The sequence below is a fragment of the Burkholderia sp. Ap-955 genome, from assembly GCF_011753045.1.
Taxonomy (GTDB): Bacteria; Pseudomonadota; Gammaproteobacteria; order Burkholderiales; family Burkholderiaceae; genus Burkholderia; species Burkholderia lata_D.
The window spans coordinates 80282-96876 of record NZ_VWWH01000002.1; the positions used below are offsets into that span (position 1 = coordinate 80282).

Here is a 16595-nt window from a genome sequence, read left to right on the forward strand (position 1 = left end):
GACACGTGTTTTTGTCTATTTTACATTCGTTCAATAGATTGAGATGTGATGCGCTGACATACCTCTGAAAGGCTATTGAAATGAAATCCTCGTCCCTCGTCCCCCAGCCGCCCCTGAAACCCGTCATCGGTCATCTGATGGAGGTCCTCGGGCCGTCTCCACTTGCCAAGATGATGGATCTCGCGCGCACTTACGGGCCGGTCTACTGGTTCGAGGTGTTCGGGCAAGGTTACTACGTTGTCAGCGGACAAACACTCGTGAATGAAGTGTGTGATGAAAGCCGATTTCAGAAGTGTGTACACCAGTCGCTGCTCGAACTCAGACCCGCGATCGGGGACGGGTTATTTACGGCATTCGGTGACGAACCGAACTGGGGCAAGGCGCATCGTGTGCTGATGCAGGCGTTCGGCCCGCTCAGTATCTGGTCGATGTTCGACAAGATGGTCGACATCGCCGACCAGATGTTTCTCCATTGGGAGCGGTTCGGCCCGGAGACGCCGGTCGACGTGTCCGATCACATGACGCGGCTGACGCTCGATACGATTGCCCTGTGTGCGTTTGATTGCCGTTTCAACAGCTTCTATCGTGAAGATCAGCATCCGTTTGTCGATGCCATGGTCAACACCCTCAGCGAGGCCGGCAAGCGCGAGTTGCGACCCAAACTCGTTTCGAAGCTGATGATCAATCGCAGTCGAAAGTTCGACGCGGACATCGAAGTCATGCGGTCGCTGGCGACCAAAATGATCGAAGACCGGCGTAAGCACCCGCACGACAGCGAAGCGTCGATGGACCTGCTGGACCGAATGCTGAACGGCATCGATCCGGTGACGGGAGAAAAACTTGATGATGAGAACATCGTCTTCCAGATGATTACATTTCTCATCGCCGGACACGAAACGACCAGCGGGCTCCTGTCCTTCGCCACCTATTTCCTCCTCAAGAACCCGGACATCCTGCAAAAAGCACGGGACATGGTCGACGAGGTTGTCGGCAGCGAGACGCCACGGATCGAGCATCTCGCACGACTGCGTTACATCGAACACATCCTCATGGAGACGTTGCGAATCTGGCCGACAGCGCCGGCATTCGCCGTGTCACCGCTCGCCGACACCACGTTCGGCGGGAAATATGCCGTTTCCCCCGACGACATCATCATGATCCTGACGCCCATGTTGCATCGGGATGTGAGCGTCTGGGGCGAGGACGTCGAGGCGTTTCGTCCGGAGCGATTTGCCCCGGAGAATGCGGAGCAACTCCCGCCCAATTCATGGAAGCCCTTCGGCAATGGTGCACGCGCCTGTATCGGCCGCCCGTTTGCCATGCAGGAAGCCCATCTCGTCCTGATCATGCTGCTTCAGCGATTCGATTTCTCTTTCGCCGATCCGGACTACGAGCTGGACGTCGCCGAAACGCTTACGCTGAAGCCGACCGGTTTCCGGGTGAACGTGAAACCGCGGGCCCGAGGTGCGCTCAAAGTGCCCGATACGGCCGTTCGCGCCCGCTCGAGCGCTCCACGCCCGAGCGTCGCCCCGGTTCAGTCGATCCCTGCCGGCGAAGATGTGTCGACCATGCTCGTCCTCTTCGGGGGAAATACGGGCTCCGCCGAATCCTTTGCAAGACGCATTGCAGGGGACGCGAGTCGTCATGGATTTCACGCCACATGTGCGCCCCTCGACGATTTCGCGGGAAAACTCGACGGATATCCCGCCATCGTGATCGTCACCGCTTCCTACGAAGGGCAGCCGCCAGACAACGCCAGATCATTCGTCCCGTATGTCGAAGCACTCGACGAAGGGGCGCTGAACGGGGTCCATTTTTCGGTTCTCGGGTGCGGCAACAAACAATGGGCACGCACATACCAGGCGATTCCCAAGCGCGTCGATGAGGCGCTCGAGAAGGCCGGTGCCACGAGAGTGCACTTCAGGGGCGAACTCGATTCCGGTGGCGACTTCTTTGGTGAATTTGACCATTGGTACACCGAAATGTGGAGTCGCTTTGCAATCAGCGCCGGGAAGGAAGTCTCGACTGTGCAACATGGCGATACCGCACTGAAGGTCAGTTTCGCCGAGAATACCCGTGAAAAATTGCTGAACTTCGGTGACATGGCACATGCGTCCATCGTCGACAACAGAGAACTGGTCGATATCAGCGTGGCCGGCAGCCGCTCCAAAAAGCATATCGAACTGAAACTTCCGGAAGCGATGACTTATCGATCGGGAGATTACCTGGCCGTTCTGCCCCGCAACTCGAAAAACAACGTCGATCGCGTCTTGCGCCGGTTTCGCGTGAGCTGGGACACGCAGGTGGTGATTGAAGGAACGTCGAGCAATCCACGCCTTCCGCTCGGCCAGGCAATCGGCTGTGGCGAACTGTTTTCGAGCTATGTCGAACTCGCCGTTCCTGCAACCCGATCACAAGTATCCACCCTGGCCGCCGCCACGCGTTGCCCTCCCGAGAAGGTCGAGCTTGAGCGCCTGAGCACTGACGATTTCGAAAGCAAGATTCTGGGAAAACGGACAACCGTCATGGATCTGCTCGAACGCTTCGGATCCGTCGATCTGTCGCTCGAAAAGTTCCTCGATATGCTGCCCGCGCTGAAAGCACGCCAGTATTCGATCTCGTCTTCTCCGCTTTGGAAAGCAGACCATGTCACGCTGACGGTAGCCGTGGTCGATGCACCGGCGCTCTCCGGCAATGGTCGCCATGAAGGCGTGGCGTCGTCGTATCTCGCGCGACTCAACGCGGGGGACAGCCTGTCCGTTGCAGTCAGGCCATCGAATGCGCACTTTCGGCCACCCGCCGAAACCGGTCTTCCGATGATTCTGATCTGTGCCGGTTCCGGTATCGCCCCATTCCGTGGCTTTCTGCAAGAGCGCGCATTACAGAAACAGCAGGGGGAGAACGTCGGCATGTCGTTGCTCTTCTTCGGCATCGATGATCCCGACGTCGACTTTCTTTATCGCGACGAACTCGACGAATGGGCACGATGCGGTGTGGTCGAAGTGATGCCGGCGTATTCGAACCGCCCGGAGGAAGGTGCTCGATTCGTTCAAGACAAAGTCTGGCTGGAACGCGAGAAAATCGCCGCACTGTTTGCGCAAGGTGCCACCGTCTTCGTCTGCGGGGATGGAAAGAATATGGCGCCTGCCGTACGTGCCACGCTCGGCCGCATTTATCAGGAGGCGACGGGAGCAAACGATGAAAGCGCCAGCGCGTGGATCGACACGATGGAGCGGGAGCATGGCCGATATGTTGCCGACGTGTTTGCATGACGGTAACAGGGTTCATGTCGGTTCCGGTTGCTTCAGACATTTGACCTGCTCCGCCACCGCTTTCCGGAACGGTTGCGACTAGCGCTTCGATCCCGGCCTGCCCCCTGTTCTCCTTGCACCCTTCACCCCTGGTTCCGGTCGAGTTCCGACCGGAACCAGGGGTTGATCACACGCCGCATAACCGCGTCGAATCGCCCCCACGTCTTTCAATTGCGAAACGCTTCGGAAAGCGACGGGTTAACCACGATCGACCGCCGATGAACACCATGTTAACTTCATCAGCCATATGACTTGGTCATTTGATCAACATCGGTATGGACATGCCGTCCCACTGGAAACCACGTGAATCGCTCCATGCGCGCCGCCTCCGGATACGTGTAACCGATCACCCCGATGTCGCGACAAACGCGGAACGAATGCGCGTTCATCCGTCGTAGGCCACCCCATCATCACCAACGAGACAACCCATGAAGATTGACCTGACGAATCGCGTTGCAATCGTGACCGGCGCCGGTGCCGGCCTCGGGCGCGAGCATGCGCTGCTGCTTGCCCGGCTGGGGGCAAAGGTCGTGGTCAACGATCTGGGCAGCGACGTGAACGGCAGAGGCGGCTCCGCCACGGCTGCACAGCGGGTCGTCGACGAAATCGTCGCCGCCGGCGGCGAGGCGGTCGCGAACAGCGCGTCGGTGACCGATTTCGAACAGGTTCAGCACATGGTCGACCAGACGCTTCAGCGGTGGGGCCACGTCGATATCCTCGTGAACAACGCCGGCATCCTGCGCGACAAGAGCTTCAGCAAGATGACGCTCGACGACTTTCGCGCGGTGATCGACGTCCACCTGATGGGCGCGGTCAACTGCACCAAGGCCGTGTGGGAACCCATGCGGGAGCGACAGTACGGCCGCATCGTGATGACGACCTCGTCGTCGGGCCTGTACGGCAATTTCGGGCAAGCGAACTACGGCGCCGCGAAGATGGCGCTGGTCGGCCTGATGCAGACACTGGCCATCGAAGGCGAGCGATACGACATTCGCGTGAATTGCCTGGCGCCCACGGCCGGTACGCGCATGCTCGAAGGCCTCATGTCTGCGGACATCCTCGATACGCTGTCGCCTGCATCCGTCAGCCCCGCCGTCGCGGTGCTTGCCGGTGAAGCGGCGCCCACCCGGATGGTCCTGTGCGCAGGCGCGGGCAGTTTCGAGGCCGCACATATCACCTTGACGCCCGGCATCCATCTCGGCACCGACGACCAGGTTGTTCACCAACTCGCCCGACGGCTCGACGAGGTGGCAAACCGAAGCGGCGAGACGGTTCCTTCATCCGGTGCTGCCCAGGGCGATCTCGAACTCAAGAAGGCGCGCATCGCCTCTGCGAATACGAAGGAGCGTTTCGATGCGTGACGCGTCCGGGACGACGGCACGCAAACCTGGCCGCGATCCGCGGCGACCGCGTTCGCGGGCGCTTCACAATGGAACAGGTCACGGCGCGAGGCACCACGCGCATCCCGTTGGCCGTTGGCGAAATGGTGGAAATTGAGAACCGTCACAAGCCAGCCCTCGTGGCGGCGAGGACGACGCCGATCACCACATGATGTCCTTCAACGTTTCCCGAAACGACCACTTCGAAACAATAATTTCGCATTCCAGAATTTATTGAAGCAATTCGAAGTCGTGCCAAGACCCCAGACACTCACTCATTCGATTCCATGACTAGCGAACTCACCCTCTCCCGTCGCGACGTGGAGTTCATCCTTTTCGACTGGCTGCAGGTCGAATCGCTTACCCGTCGGCAACGATTTGCCGGGCAGGACCGATTCGATTACACATCCGTGCTGGATGTGTACGAATCGCTTGCCACGGATCTCTTCAAACCGCATAACAAGAAAAACGACAGCAACGAACCGGCATTCGATGGAGAACGCGTCACCGTCAACCCGGAAGTGGGTGTCGCATTGCGTGCATTTTCGGCCGCCGGCCTGATCAGCGCGTCGTTCCCCAACGAGTGGAACGGCATGAGCCTGCCGAGCACCGTGGAGCGGGCCGGCATGGCGTATTTGCTGGCAGCCAATCCAGGAACCGCGGGCTACGCGTTTCTCACGATCGCCAACGCCAATTTGCTGATGGCCCACGGCGAGCGTGACCGGGTCGAGCACTACGTCAAGGCCATGGCGGAAGGGCGATGTTTCGGCACGATGTGCCTGTCGGAGCCGCAAGCCGGGTCAAGTCTTGCAGATATCCGCACGCGCGCGGTTCCGGGCCGAGACGGTCGCTACCGCCTGTTCGGCAACAAGATGTGGATCTCCGGTGGCGATCACGAGATTTCCGAGAACATCGTCCACCTGGTATTGGCAAAGATTCCCGATGAAAACGGGCAACTTCCTCCGGGCGTTCAAGGGATATCGCTCTTCACCGTACCGCGCAAGCTGATCGGCGCCGACGGACTGCCCGGCGAGCGAAACGATGTCGTGCTCGCCGGTATCAATCACAAGATGGGATACCGCGGCACGGTAAATTGCCTGCTGAACTTTGGCGAAGGCCGCTACCGTCCGGAAGGCGAAGCGGGCGCAATCGGGGAGATCGTCGGCGAACCCGGCAAAGGGCTGGCCTACATGTTCCACATGATGAACGAGGCGCGTATCTCGGTCGGCCTCAGCGCCGCCGCGATTGGCTATACGGGCTACCTTCACTCGCTCGATTATGCGAAGACGCGCCTGCAGGGCCGGACACGCGGTGACCGGTCGCCCACGTCGGGACAGGCCCCCATCATTCGTCATGCCGATGTCCGGCGCATGCTGCTCGCGCAAAAGGCCTATGTGTCAGGTGCACTCGCGTTGTGCCTGTATGCGGCTCGACTGAGCGACGATATCCATTCGCAAGAAGACGCCAGCGACCGCGAAGAGGCGCATGGTCTGCTCGACCTGCTCACCCCCGTCGTCAAGAGCTGGTCGTCCCAATGGGGTCTCGTCGCCAACGATCTCGCCATTCAGGTTCATGGCGGCTACGGTTACACGCGCGAATACAACGTCGAGCAGTTCTATCGCGACAATCGGCTCAACCCGATACACGAAGGCACATTCGGTATCCAGGCGCTCGACCTGCTGGGTCGAAAGACGCGTGCAAACGGCGGCGCCGCCATGAATGCGCTCGACCGGAAAATCGCCACGACGGTATTCAAGGCACGGTCGATCCGTCCGCTCCAGGACCATGCCGACACGCTCGAATGCGCGTGGGAGCGCATCCGTATCGTCACCAATGAACTGCACCGGCTCGACGACCCGGAGGTCCAACTGGCGAATGCGGCGGCCTACCTCGAAGCATTTGGCCATGTCGTCGTCGGCTGGCTTTGGCTCGATCAGGCGATCGTGGCCAACACGCTCGCGAGCGGCCCCGCCGGAAGCGACTTCCATCGCGGCAAGCTCGCCGCATGCGACTACTTCTTCGGGTGGGAAATGCCCAAGGTGGCCGCGTGGCTGGCCGTGCTCAATCCGGTGGAAACCACCCCTCTGACGATGCCGGAGCACTGGTTCTGACCGTGCGCGACACCTCCGTTTCGTTGCTGTCGTTTAATTCATGAGGATGTCATATGATTGATGCTGTCATCGTTTCCACCGCGCGCACGCCGATCGGCAAGGCCTATCGCGGTGCATTCAACGTCACGCACTCACCCACCCTGCTCGGTCACGCCATCCGGCATGCCGTGCTGCGCGCCGGGATCGAACCGGATCGCATCGAGGACGCTGTCATCGGTTCGGTACTCAACGCGGGAACCGCCGGCAACAATGTCGCCCGACAAGGTGTGCTGGCGGCCGGGCTACCGGCTTCGGTCGGCGCGCAAACGCTTGACCGGCAATGTGCGTCGGGCCTGATGGCGATCGCCACGGCCGCCAAACAGATCATGTGCGACGGGATGCAGGTCGTTGTCGCGGGCGGCCAGGAAAACATCTCGGCGGTACAGACGCGCTACTTCGAGTGGACGCGCGCCGACCAGGATCCCAACGTGCTGGCCGTGCAACCCGCCGCCTACATGCCGATGCTCGAGACCGCCGAGTTCGTTTCCCGCAAGTACGGGATCGCTCGCGACGTGCAGGATCAGTACGCGCTCGATTCCCAGCTTCGCACTGCCGCCGCACAAAAGGAAGGCCGCTTCTCGAACGAAATCGTCCCGATCACGACGCAGATGCTGGTCGTCGACAAAGCGACCGGCGAAACGTGGCGGAAGGAAGTCACGCTCACGCAGGATGAGGGGAATCGCCCCGGCACGACGCTCGAATCGCTTGCCTCCCTCGCACCGGTGGTTGACGGTGGCGTCGTGACCGCCGGGAACGCAAGCCAGCTTTCGGACGGTGCAAGCGCCTGCGTCCTGATGAACGGCAAGACCGCCGAGCAGATCGGCGCAACGCCCCTCGGCATCTATCGCGGCATGACCGTCGTCGGCAATGCGCCCGAGGAGATGGGCATCGGTCCCATCTACGCGATCCCCAAACTCCTGAAGCTTCATGGCCTGACTGTCGACGACATCGGACTGTGGGAGCTCAACGAGGCATTTGCCTGCCAGGTGCTGTACTGTCGCGACAAGCTGGGAATCGATCCGGGCCGATACAACGTCAACGGCGGCAGCATTTCGATCGGCCATCCGTACGGGATGACGGGCGCCCGTCTGGTCGGACACGCGCTGATCGAAGGCAAGCGACGCGGCGCGCGCTATGTCGTCGTCTCGATGTGCGTGGGCGGCGGCATGGGTGCAGCCGGCTTGTTCGAAGTCGTCTGACGCAACGCGCCTTGACCCGCAGAACGAATGGGCGACAGCCCCGCGCCTGCGGGCCCTGCATACCTTTCGGGGGATGCTTGAGCGGACCTTATGTCGCCAGCGCGCCTGATGCACCATCGCACCAGGCGCCGGCGCGCAACGGACTCTTTCCGTGATGCCATTCGCGCGCCGGTTCGGAGAACGGGTGATGCGGACCGCTCAACCTTCCGGCATCACCTCGGTCGATCACGTCAATTGTTCGACACCCGCAACTCGCGCCGAAGGATCTTCCCGACGTTGCTCTTTGGCAGGCTGTCACGAAACTCGATGCTTTTCGGGCGCTTGTAACCCGTCAGCTGGCCTTTGCAGAACGCCATCAGGTCTTCGAACGTCAGCGCCGGATCTTTCCTGACCACGAACAGCTTGACGGCCTCTCCGGAATGCTCGTCGGGTACGCCGATGGCCGCGACCTCGAATACACCGGGGTGGTTGGCCACGACCTCTTCGATCTCGTTCGGGTAGACGTTGAAACCGGACACGAGGATCATGTCCTTCTTGCGGTCGACGATTCGCACGAAGCCCGCTTCGGAGATCGACGCAATGTCACCCGATCGGAAGAAGCCGTCCGCGGTCATCACCTTCGCGGTCTCGTCCGGCCGCTGCCAGTAACCCGCCATCACCTGCGGGCCACGAATGCACAGCTCTCCGGCTTCGCCGGGCGGCAATTCGTTGCCGTCGTCGTCCCGGATCGACACTTCCGTGGAGGGCAACGGCAGGCCGATGGTGCCGTTGAACTCACTACCGGTCACGGGATTGATCGCGACGCAAGGTGACGTCTCGGAAAGCCCGTATCCGTCGATGATCGCCGCGCCGGTCATCTCCTTCCAGCGCCTTGCGACGGCTTCTTGCGTGGCCATCCCGCCACCGCTGGCCAGCAGCAGATTGGAGAAATCGAGGCGCGAGAATTCAGGATGATGGAGCATCGCGTTAAAGAGCGTGTTGACGCCCGGAAAATTCGTGACCTTGTATCCCGCGAGCGACTTGATCATCCCCCCGATGTCCCGCGGATTCGGCACCAGTATGGAAAGCGCACCCATGTGAATCGTCAACAGGCAGCAAACATTGAGCGCAAAGATGTGATAAAGCGGAAGTGCAGCAACCGTGATGAGCTGCGTCACGTCAGGGCGCAAATCGCGAGCCGGTTTGAGCCAGACGTCCGACTGCAATACATTCGCGACGATGTTCCGATGCAACAGCGTCGCGCCTTTCGACACCCCGGTTGTCCCGCCCGTATATTGGAGAAAAGCGACATCGTCCGGCGACTGGGAAGCCGGTACGAATTTGCCCCGACGTCCCTCCTCGATCGCGTCGTCAAATGTCGTATACGGGCTCGGCTTCCGTTCCCCGCCGGAAGCGTTGCCCTGCGCGACAACCAGAGCATGCTTCACCTGTGTGTGCGCAAGGATTGCATCCAGCGTTGCCGTGCAGCCGTCGAGAATGACGATCGCCTCCGCGCCGCTGTCATTCAGCTGATGTTGCAGCTCGCGGGGCGTATAGAGCGGGTTGACGTTGACGACAACGTAGCCGGCGCGCAGGACTGCACAAATCGAGATCGGGTACTGCAACACATTCGGCATCATGATGGCAACCCGCGCACCACGCTCGAGCCCGCGTGACTGCAGCCACGCCGCCAGTGCTCCAGACATCCTGTCGAGCTCACCATAGGTGATCTGCTTTCCATCGCACGCAAACGCCGGATTCGCGTGAAACTTGCTGAAGCTTTGTTCAATCAACGCACTGATGTTTCGATACGCGCTTGAATCAAGCTCTGCCGGAACCCCCGGCGGATAGGCATCAAGCCAGATCTTTTCCATACCCAATCTCCTCTGTCCCGTTTGAATAATTGCGCGACGCAAATCCCCTCATCACGCGCGTGAACAAGCCGGGACGCCTCGAACCAGCGAGATTCATCCCTCGTCGCAACGATATGGCTGCGTGGTCGACCGACAGTCAGCGACGCCGCGGATCACGTTGTCGGCAGACAGCTGGCGGGCGACTGCCACCATCCTGTTTGTTTCGCCTCCATCGCACCCTGCCTGGCAGGCAAATTCATGCCCCCCGAGACGCGACTGCCGAGTCAGGGGGCCACATCCAAAATGGTCAATTGATATGGTCATTTGACCATACAGGGAAACTTGCAGCAACTTGGTAGTTGCACGAGGCTGCGACGCGGGACTTGTCGATGCCATACTCGAACCGAAACACGGATCATCGATGTTGAAGTTCGTAGATGTTGCTCGTGGCTTCCGTCAAAACGCACATCGTGTACGTTTATTCAGCCCATGCAGGACGACAGCCGTGACGCTTAGAAGCGGTGACGCAGGCCAACCGTTGCCGCAGTCTGGCTGACCTTCGAGCTCGGGAACGCATTGATATCGCCGTTGTAGATCGATGAACCCAAGCCGGCGCCCTTCGTACCACGCTGGTACACCGCCTGCGCGTAGACGTCCGTCCGCTTCGACAGGAAGTAGTCGGCTTGCACGCCGAACTGATTCCAGTGCGTGCTGTTGCTGTTCAGTTTCGCATTCGTGTACGTGTAGGCAGCGCCCAGGCCGAGGGCCGCCGTCAGGTTGTACTTCGCGCTGACTTCGTAGTTGTCGGCGCGCAGCGTACCCGCACCGTTCGTCCGGTTGTCGAGGCGCGATTGCGTCCATGCCGCGCCAACCAGTGCCGGGCCAAATGCATACGTTGCCGCGATGCCATAGGTGCGGCTGCGGCCCTGGATTCCGTATGCAGTGCCATTGGTCGAATCGATGGACGGGTTTACCGCGCCCGTCGCGGACAGACCCGCGTTGTTCGCTTGCGAGTAAGCCGCACCCACCTTCAGGCCTTCATACTGGTACGACACACCGCCGCTGTATGCACGGTTGTTCGCAAAGTTCGTGCTGTTCGAGAGCGAGTACGTGCCACCGAATTGCAGGCCGGCGTAGTTCACACTCGAGTACTTGATCGTATTGTTCAGCGCGACATCGCCGTTCGTGCTCAGGCGGTCATTGTTCAGCGGATGCGCGAAGTACGTGCCGCCCCACGAGCCCGTTGCCGTCAGCGGCGCCAGGTAGTCTTGCGTCGAGTCGTACTGCTTGCCGAGCGTGACCGTGCCGTATTGGCTCGACAGGCCGACGAAAGCCTGGCGGTTGAACATGCCGCCGTTGCCGTTCGCGAACTTGCCGTTACCGAGGTTGAAGCCGCTTTCCAACGTGAAGATTGCTTTCAGGCCACCGCCGAGATCTTCCGAGCCACGCAAGCCGAAACGGCTCTGGTCAATGCCCGAACCCATTGAAAAGCGCGACTTGCCCTGGCCCGATGCGTTCTGGACATTGCTTTGGTAGGTGATGCCTGCGTCCAGCACGCCATACAGCGAGACGCTGCTTTGCGCGTGTGCGACGGTAGCGAACGATGCTGCAACTGCTGCAGCGATCAGAGTCTTGTTCATTCGTGAAGCTCCATTCAAAAAAAGAGGCAGGTCTCGCGACCTCGTTCATAAACCGCCGGCAACCACCAACCGCCGGGAGGACCTTGTCCTGTTGGTCACACCCGGGTTTCCAATGCGCCCGCATTGACGGGCGCCAAAAGGCCTGGCCACCCGTCTCAACATTTCCCCGGCGCATCGGCGGCGCCGGAACCGAAGAGCTTCCGGCTCCAGTTGGACAGCCTGTCGCTGAACAGCAGTTCGTACAGCACCGGCACCATGCCGAGCGTGATCAGCGTCCCGAGCAGCAGCCCGCCCATGATGGTGACGGCCATGCCGGTCCACAGCGTGCCGGCGAACAGCAGCAGCGGAATCAAGCCGGCGATGCAGGTCAGCTTGGTCATCACGATCGGCCGCAGGCGCGCCACGGCCGCCGCGACGACCGCTTCGCGGCGCGATTTGCCGGCCGCCAACTCGACCTCGATACGTTCCAGCAGCAGCACCGCGTTGTTGACGATGATCCCGGCCAGCGACAGCAGGCCGAAGTTCGCCATGAAGCCCAACGGTTCGCGGGCGATGATCAGCGCAGGCCCGACGCCGATCATCGCGAACGGAATGATCCCGACGATCAGCAACAGCTTGCGGAACGAGCCGAACTGCCAGATGAACAGCACCAGCATCGCGACCACCGCATGCGGCAAATACTCGCTGAGCGCCACGTTGGCCTCGGCGGACTCCTCGATTTCGGCGCCCAGCTCGATCCGGTACCCCGGCGGCAACGCGATCCGGCCGATGGCCGGCGCGAGCTGATCGACCGCCTGCTGCGCGGTGCCGTGGGCATTGCGGCCCTTCACGGTGAGCGTGCGCATCAGGTCGCGGCGTCGAATCGTCGACGGCTCGGTATTCAACGTGACCGTCGCAACCGCGGACAGCGGAACCGGCGCGCCGCCCGCAGCCGGATGGATCAGCGTATTGGCGAGATCTTCCGGCCGGGCGCGCTCGGCTTCCGCGCCGCGCACGACCAGCGGCACCAGCGTATCGCCGTCTCGCAACACCGACACGTTGACGCCGGTATACCGCGTGGCCAGCGCCGTCGAGATGTCCTCGCTGCTGACGCCCAGGCGCCGTGCCTTGTTCTGGTCGATCTCGACATCGACACGCGGCACGCGCGGCCCCCAGTCGTCGTGGATCTGCACGATGCCCGGCTGCGTATGCAGCGCCGCCTGGATCTTGCCGCCGATCTCGCGCAGCACGGCTTCGTCGGGACCGGACACGCGATAAGCCACCGTGCCGGCATCGTGGGCGCTGCGCGAGAAACGCTTCGCATCGGTTCGCACCTCGGGATGGTGTTGCGTCATCCACGCCTGGGTTCGTGCGATCACGGCGTCGAGATCCTGCGGCTTCGCGACGCTGACCGTGACGTAGCCGATATGCGACGCAGGCAGCGGCGGATTGAGCACCAGGACGACACGCGGACCGCCGTCGGCGACATAGCCGATGCTGGTCGTCACCTCGGGATTGCGCTTGCGATCGTCGAGCCAACGGCTCAGGTCGCGGACCACGTCGCGCGTGAGCCGTGCATCGCTCCCGGGCTGCAGCTCGAGTTCGACCTGGAACTGCGGCCGGTCGGAAGCCGGCAGGAACCCGGCCGGACGCGTGGCCAGGATCGCGAGCGCGCCGACCAGCAAGGCCGTCATCACGACCAGGAACCGCCCCTTGTGGTCGAGGACGCGGCGAATCAGGCGGGCATAGGCACCGTAGAAGCGGCTTTGCTTGACCGTCGCGTCGGCATCGTGCTCGTGCGCTTGGCCTTCGCCGTGATGGCCGGATTTCAGGAAGAAATAGCAAAGCAGCGGTGTCACCGTCAGACAGAGCAGCCACGACCCGAGCAGCGACAGCGTGAGCACGACCACGAGCGGGCGCAGGTATTCGTTGGTGGCGGTGTCGCCGAAGAAGAACGGCGAGAACGCGAAGATGATGACCAACGATGACGTCAACAGCGGGATCGCGAGCGTGCGGCCTGCTTCGATGCACGCGTGACGGCGCTCCTCGCCCGCGGCGAGGCGGCGTTCGACGTCCTCCGCGATCACGATGCCGTTGTCGACCAGCAAGCCCAGCGCGATGATGATCGCGGCCATCGACACGATGTGCAGTTCGATGCCCAGCGAGCGCATCACGAGCAGCGTGGCCAGGATGGTCAGTGGCACGATACCGCCCACGACGACGCCGGCGCGCCAGCCGAGAAACAGCACGACGACGATCATCACGATCACGATCGTCTCCATCATCACCTGGTTCATGCGGCCCATTTCCCGCTCGACCACGTCCGCCTGGAAGGTCACGTAGTCGAGCGAAAAACCGGCGGGCAACTGCTGCTTCAATTCGTCCAGACGCGCGCGCAGCGCCTGGCCGACCGCCTTGACGTTCTGGCCTTTGCGCATCGAGATGCCGAGGACGACCGCGTCTTCGCCGCGGAAGATCGCCGCGGACTCGGGCGGATCGACGGGCCGGACCTGCACCTGGGCGATGTCGCCCAGGCGCACGGTGCCCGGCGTCGCCTCCGCGCGCGCGCCGGCCGGCGGCACGGTGAGCGTGAAATCCTGCAGCGCCTGCAGCGAGCGGATTTCGCCGGAACTGACGACCGCGCTGTTCAGGCCCGACACCACGAGCCGGCCGCCGGACTGCACGACGTTCTGCTTCTGCAGCTGTTGCATGACCGACGCGGCGGACAAATGCAGCCCCGCCATTCTGGCGCGGTCGAATTCGATATAGACGCGCTCCTCCTGCAGGCCATGAAAGCTGACGCCCTGCACGCCGGGCACGCGATACAGCCCTTCGCGCAGCAGCTTCAGCGGTTCCCGCATCTCGCTCATCGAAAACCCGGGCGCGGTCACCGCGATGGACGCGATCGCCACGCGACCGAAGTCGTCGTCGATCTGGGGAGGCAGCGTGCCGGCCGGGAACAGCGGCACCGCTTCTTCGACCTTCGCGCGCATGCGCTGCAACACCGGCATCAGTGCATGCACGTCTTCACGCAACGAAACCTGGAGGATCACGCTGCCGTCACGCACGGTGCTCGTGACGTGCTTCAGTTCGTTCAATTGACGCAGGCGCTCTTCCAGCGGCCGGGCGACGAGCTGCTCCATCCGCTCGGCCGGCACGCCGGGGTTCGCGACGAACACCAGCGCGTCGCGAACGGTCGTGGAAGGCTCTTCCTGGGACGGGAACGTGAGGAAGGTGAACGCGCCGGTCACGAGAATCAGCAGCGCGACGAAGAAGGTGAGCCGGCTGGAATTGAGTGCGGCCTGGGTCAGCTTCACGAGCGCGCTCCCTGCAGAATGGTCTGCGCCCGATACGTGACGACGGACTGGCCCTCGTTCAGGACGGCCGTCCCCGCGACCACGACCTGCTCGCCGGCGCGCAGGCCTTGCGTCACGGCGACGCGCCCACCCGGGAGCAAGTGCCCGTCCGTGCGGATCGCGCGACGCTTCAGCGTATGGCTGGCGCCGTCGATGACGAAGACGCTGCCCCGGCCGGCTTCCGTGCCGGCCATGACGGCCGTCGCCGGCAGCGTGATGTCATGCGCCTCGCCGCGCGGCAGCGCGACGGACAGCACGCCACCACTGCGCAGCCCGGAAGGGGTGCCCTGGACCCGGAAGATGGCTTGCACCAGCGAGCCGTTGTCGCTACGGCCGGACAGCCGTTCCATGGTCAGCGTCACGCGATCCGTGCCGCTGACCGCGTGGGCTTCGGCGCCGGGTGACAGCGTCGCGGCGACCGTGTCCGGCAGCATCACGACGGCTTCCAGCGCGCGGCCGGCTTCCATCTGCAGCACGCTCTGGCCTGCGGCGACATCCACGAACGGCTGGACCTGACGGGCCACGATTTCGCCGTCGAACGGGGCCGTGATGCGCGTGAACGCGAGATCGCGCCGGGCGCTCGCCACCGCGGCCTCCGCGACACCCAGCTGGCTCGCGGCCTGCTGATGCGACGCCTGTGCGGCCTGCAACGCGGGCGCGGAAATGATTCCGTCGCGGGCGAGTTCCTCCTGCTGACGCAGGTGGGTGCGACGCTCGGCCAGGGTCGCGGCGGCGGCGGCACGATCGGCCGTCGCCTTGTCGAGCCGCCAGCGTGCCGGCGCCTCGTCCAGTCGTGCGAGCACCTGCCCGGCCCGGACGCGATCGCCCACGTCGACCAGCATCGCGACGACGCGGCCCGACGACTCGAAGCCGAGGTCGGTGCGCTGGCGTGCGCGAAGCGTCGCGACGAAGGTGTCGGCATGCGCCTGGCCGGCACCGCCGGCCACTTCGACCTTGACCGGCCGCGGTACGTCGGCAACAGGCGCGGCGGATGGGTGACATGCCGACAGCAGCGTTGCCGAAATGATCGCGCAGAGCACCAGCCTGCCCGCTTGAGGCATGGAACGGGAATGCATCGTAAAACCTTCGAAATGAATGAGGGAGCTCAGGAAAGCTTGCGAATCGCGCTTTCCAGCGTGTCGCGCAACACTTGACGCTGCTCTGGCGTAAACCGGTGCAGATTGAGCACTTCGAGCAGGGCGATGCCGTCGAGGGCGACGACCAACGCGAGCACCTGCCCCGCATCGGGGCCGCTCTGCGCAACCCGTGCATAGCTGCGCGAGAAGAAATCCCGCACGGGACCGGCCAGATGCGGATACAGCGAAGTGGCCGCCAGCAGGTTGGCAAGCAGCAGGCGGCGGTCTTCCGGCATGTCGAAGGTCAGCTTCGACAGCTCGGCCAGCGACGACTTCAGCGGCTTCGCGGAATCGTCCGCCTCACGCGCCTCATTCGCCCGCAGCTCCAGCATGTCCAGTTCGCCGACCACCCGCTCGATCAGCGCAGCCAGCAAGTCGTCGCGGGTTTTGAAATGGTAGACAAGGCCTGCTTTCGTGACCTTCGCGGCAGCGGCCACGGCTTCAATGGTCAGGTTCTGGATACCCTGGCTGGCCACGAGCTCGGCCGCGGCATCGAGAAGACGGTCGCGCGAACTGCTGCGGCCGGCTCGTCGCTCGGAAGTCGACATGGTGCATCTCCTTGGGATTGAAACTACACTATACGTACAGTATAGTTTCACGAACTCCATGTCAA

At 62.5% G+C, this 16595-nt stretch carries 9 protein-coding genes; 4 read left to right on the forward strand and 5 right to left on the reverse strand.

What is annotated here, in order from left to right; genetic code table 11:
- The first annotated feature begins 80 nt into the window (after nt 1-80).
- The 4 genes from F3J15_RS01490 (at nt 81) to F3J15_RS01505 (ending at nt 8039) form a co-directional block, all read left to right on the forward strand.
- Nucleotides 81-3272 (forward strand): cytochrome P450, encoded by a 3192-nt coding sequence (locus F3J15_RS01490; protein WP_166886872.1) that lies wholly within the window; start codon nt 81-83, stop codon nt 3270-3272.
- Between the two features lie 467 nt (nt 3273-3739).
- The gene (locus tag F3J15_RS01495; RefSeq protein ID WP_166886875.1) at nt 3740-4672 is read left to right on the forward strand and encodes an SDR family NAD(P)-dependent oxidoreductase; all 933 of its coding nucleotides are present in this window, start codon (nt 3740-3742) and stop codon (nt 4670-4672) included.
- A gap of 305 nt (nt 4673-4977) precedes the next feature.
- Complete coding sequence (locus F3J15_RS01500; protein ID WP_166886878.1) at nt 4978-6801, forward strand: acyl-CoA dehydrogenase; 1824 nt, start codon at nt 4978-4980, stop codon at nt 6799-6801.
- A 53-nt stretch (nt 6802-6854) separates the two neighbouring features.
- Nucleotides 6855-8039, forward strand: a complete 1185-nt coding sequence (locus tag F3J15_RS01505) for an acetyl-CoA C-acyltransferase (RefSeq protein ID WP_166886881.1) — start codon at nt 6855-6857, stop codon at nt 8037-8039.
- 230 nt (nt 8040-8269) lie between these two features.
- Here the strand turns inward: F3J15_RS01505 and F3J15_RS01510 are convergent, their stop codons facing one another.
- The 5 genes from F3J15_RS01510 to F3J15_RS01530 all read right to left on the reverse strand — a co-directional run bounded on the left by F3J15_RS01510 (nt 8270) and on the right by F3J15_RS01530 (nt 16530).
- Nucleotides 8270-9892 carry an AMP-binding protein gene (locus tag F3J15_RS01510; RefSeq protein ID WP_166886884.1) on the reverse strand — a complete coding sequence of 541 codons (1623 nt, stop codon included), beginning with the start codon at nt 9890-9892 and terminating at the stop codon, nt 8270-8272.
- 491 nt (nt 9893-10383) lie between these two features.
- Nucleotides 10384-11511: a porin gene (locus F3J15_RS01515; protein ID WP_166886887.1), complete on the reverse strand. Its 1128-nt coding sequence runs from the start codon at nt 11509-11511 to the stop codon at nt 10384-10386.
- Nucleotides 11512-11666: 155 nt separating this feature from the next.
- Nucleotides 11667-14807 carry an efflux RND transporter permease subunit gene (locus F3J15_RS01520; protein WP_166886890.1) on the reverse strand — a complete coding sequence of 1047 codons (3141 nt, stop codon included), beginning with the start codon at nt 14805-14807 and terminating at the stop codon, nt 11667-11669.
- A complete protein-coding gene (locus tag F3J15_RS01525; RefSeq protein ID WP_345891460.1) occupies nt 14804-15793 on the reverse strand; it encodes an efflux RND transporter periplasmic adaptor subunit in 990 nt (329 codons plus the stop codon). The genes F3J15_RS01520 and F3J15_RS01525 overlap by 4 nt, the downstream gene beginning before the upstream one ends.
- Nucleotides 15794-15951: 158 nt before the next feature.
- The gene (locus F3J15_RS01530) at nt 15952-16530 is read right to left on the reverse strand and encodes a TetR/AcrR family transcriptional regulator (RefSeq protein WP_166886897.1); all 579 of its coding nucleotides are present in this window, start codon (nt 16528-16530) and stop codon (nt 15952-15954) included.
- Nucleotides 16531-16595 lie beyond the last annotated feature (65 nt).

What these genes read in the sequence shown, in the direction of transcription:
- F3J15_RS01490 (WP_166886872.1), top strand. Translation starts at nt 81, where the DNA reads ATGAAATCCTCGTCCCTCGTCCCCCAGCCGCCCCTGAAACCCGTCATC.
- F3J15_RS01495 (WP_166886875.1), top strand. Translation starts at nt 3,740, where the DNA reads ATGAAGATTGACCTGACGAATCGCGTTGCAATCGTGACCGGCGCCGGT.
- F3J15_RS01500 (WP_166886878.1), top strand. Translation starts at nt 4,978, where the DNA reads ATGACTAGCGAACTCACCCTCTCCCGTCGCGACGTGGAGTTCATCCTT.
- F3J15_RS01505 (WP_166886881.1), top strand. Translation starts at nt 6,855, where the DNA reads ATGATTGATGCTGTCATCGTTTCCACCGCGCGCACGCCGATCGGCAAG.
- F3J15_RS01510 (WP_166886884.1), bottom strand. Translation starts at nt 9,892, where the DNA reads ATGGAAAAGATCTGGCTTGATGCCTATCCGCCGGGGGTTCCGGCAGAG.
- F3J15_RS01515 (WP_166886887.1), bottom strand. Translation starts at nt 11,511, where the DNA reads ATGAACAAGACTCTGATCGCTGCAGCAGTTGCAGCATCGTTCGCTACC.
- F3J15_RS01530 (WP_166886897.1), bottom strand. Translation starts at nt 16,530, where the DNA reads ATGTCGACTTCCGAGCGACGAGCCGGCCGCAGCAGTTCGCGCGACCGT.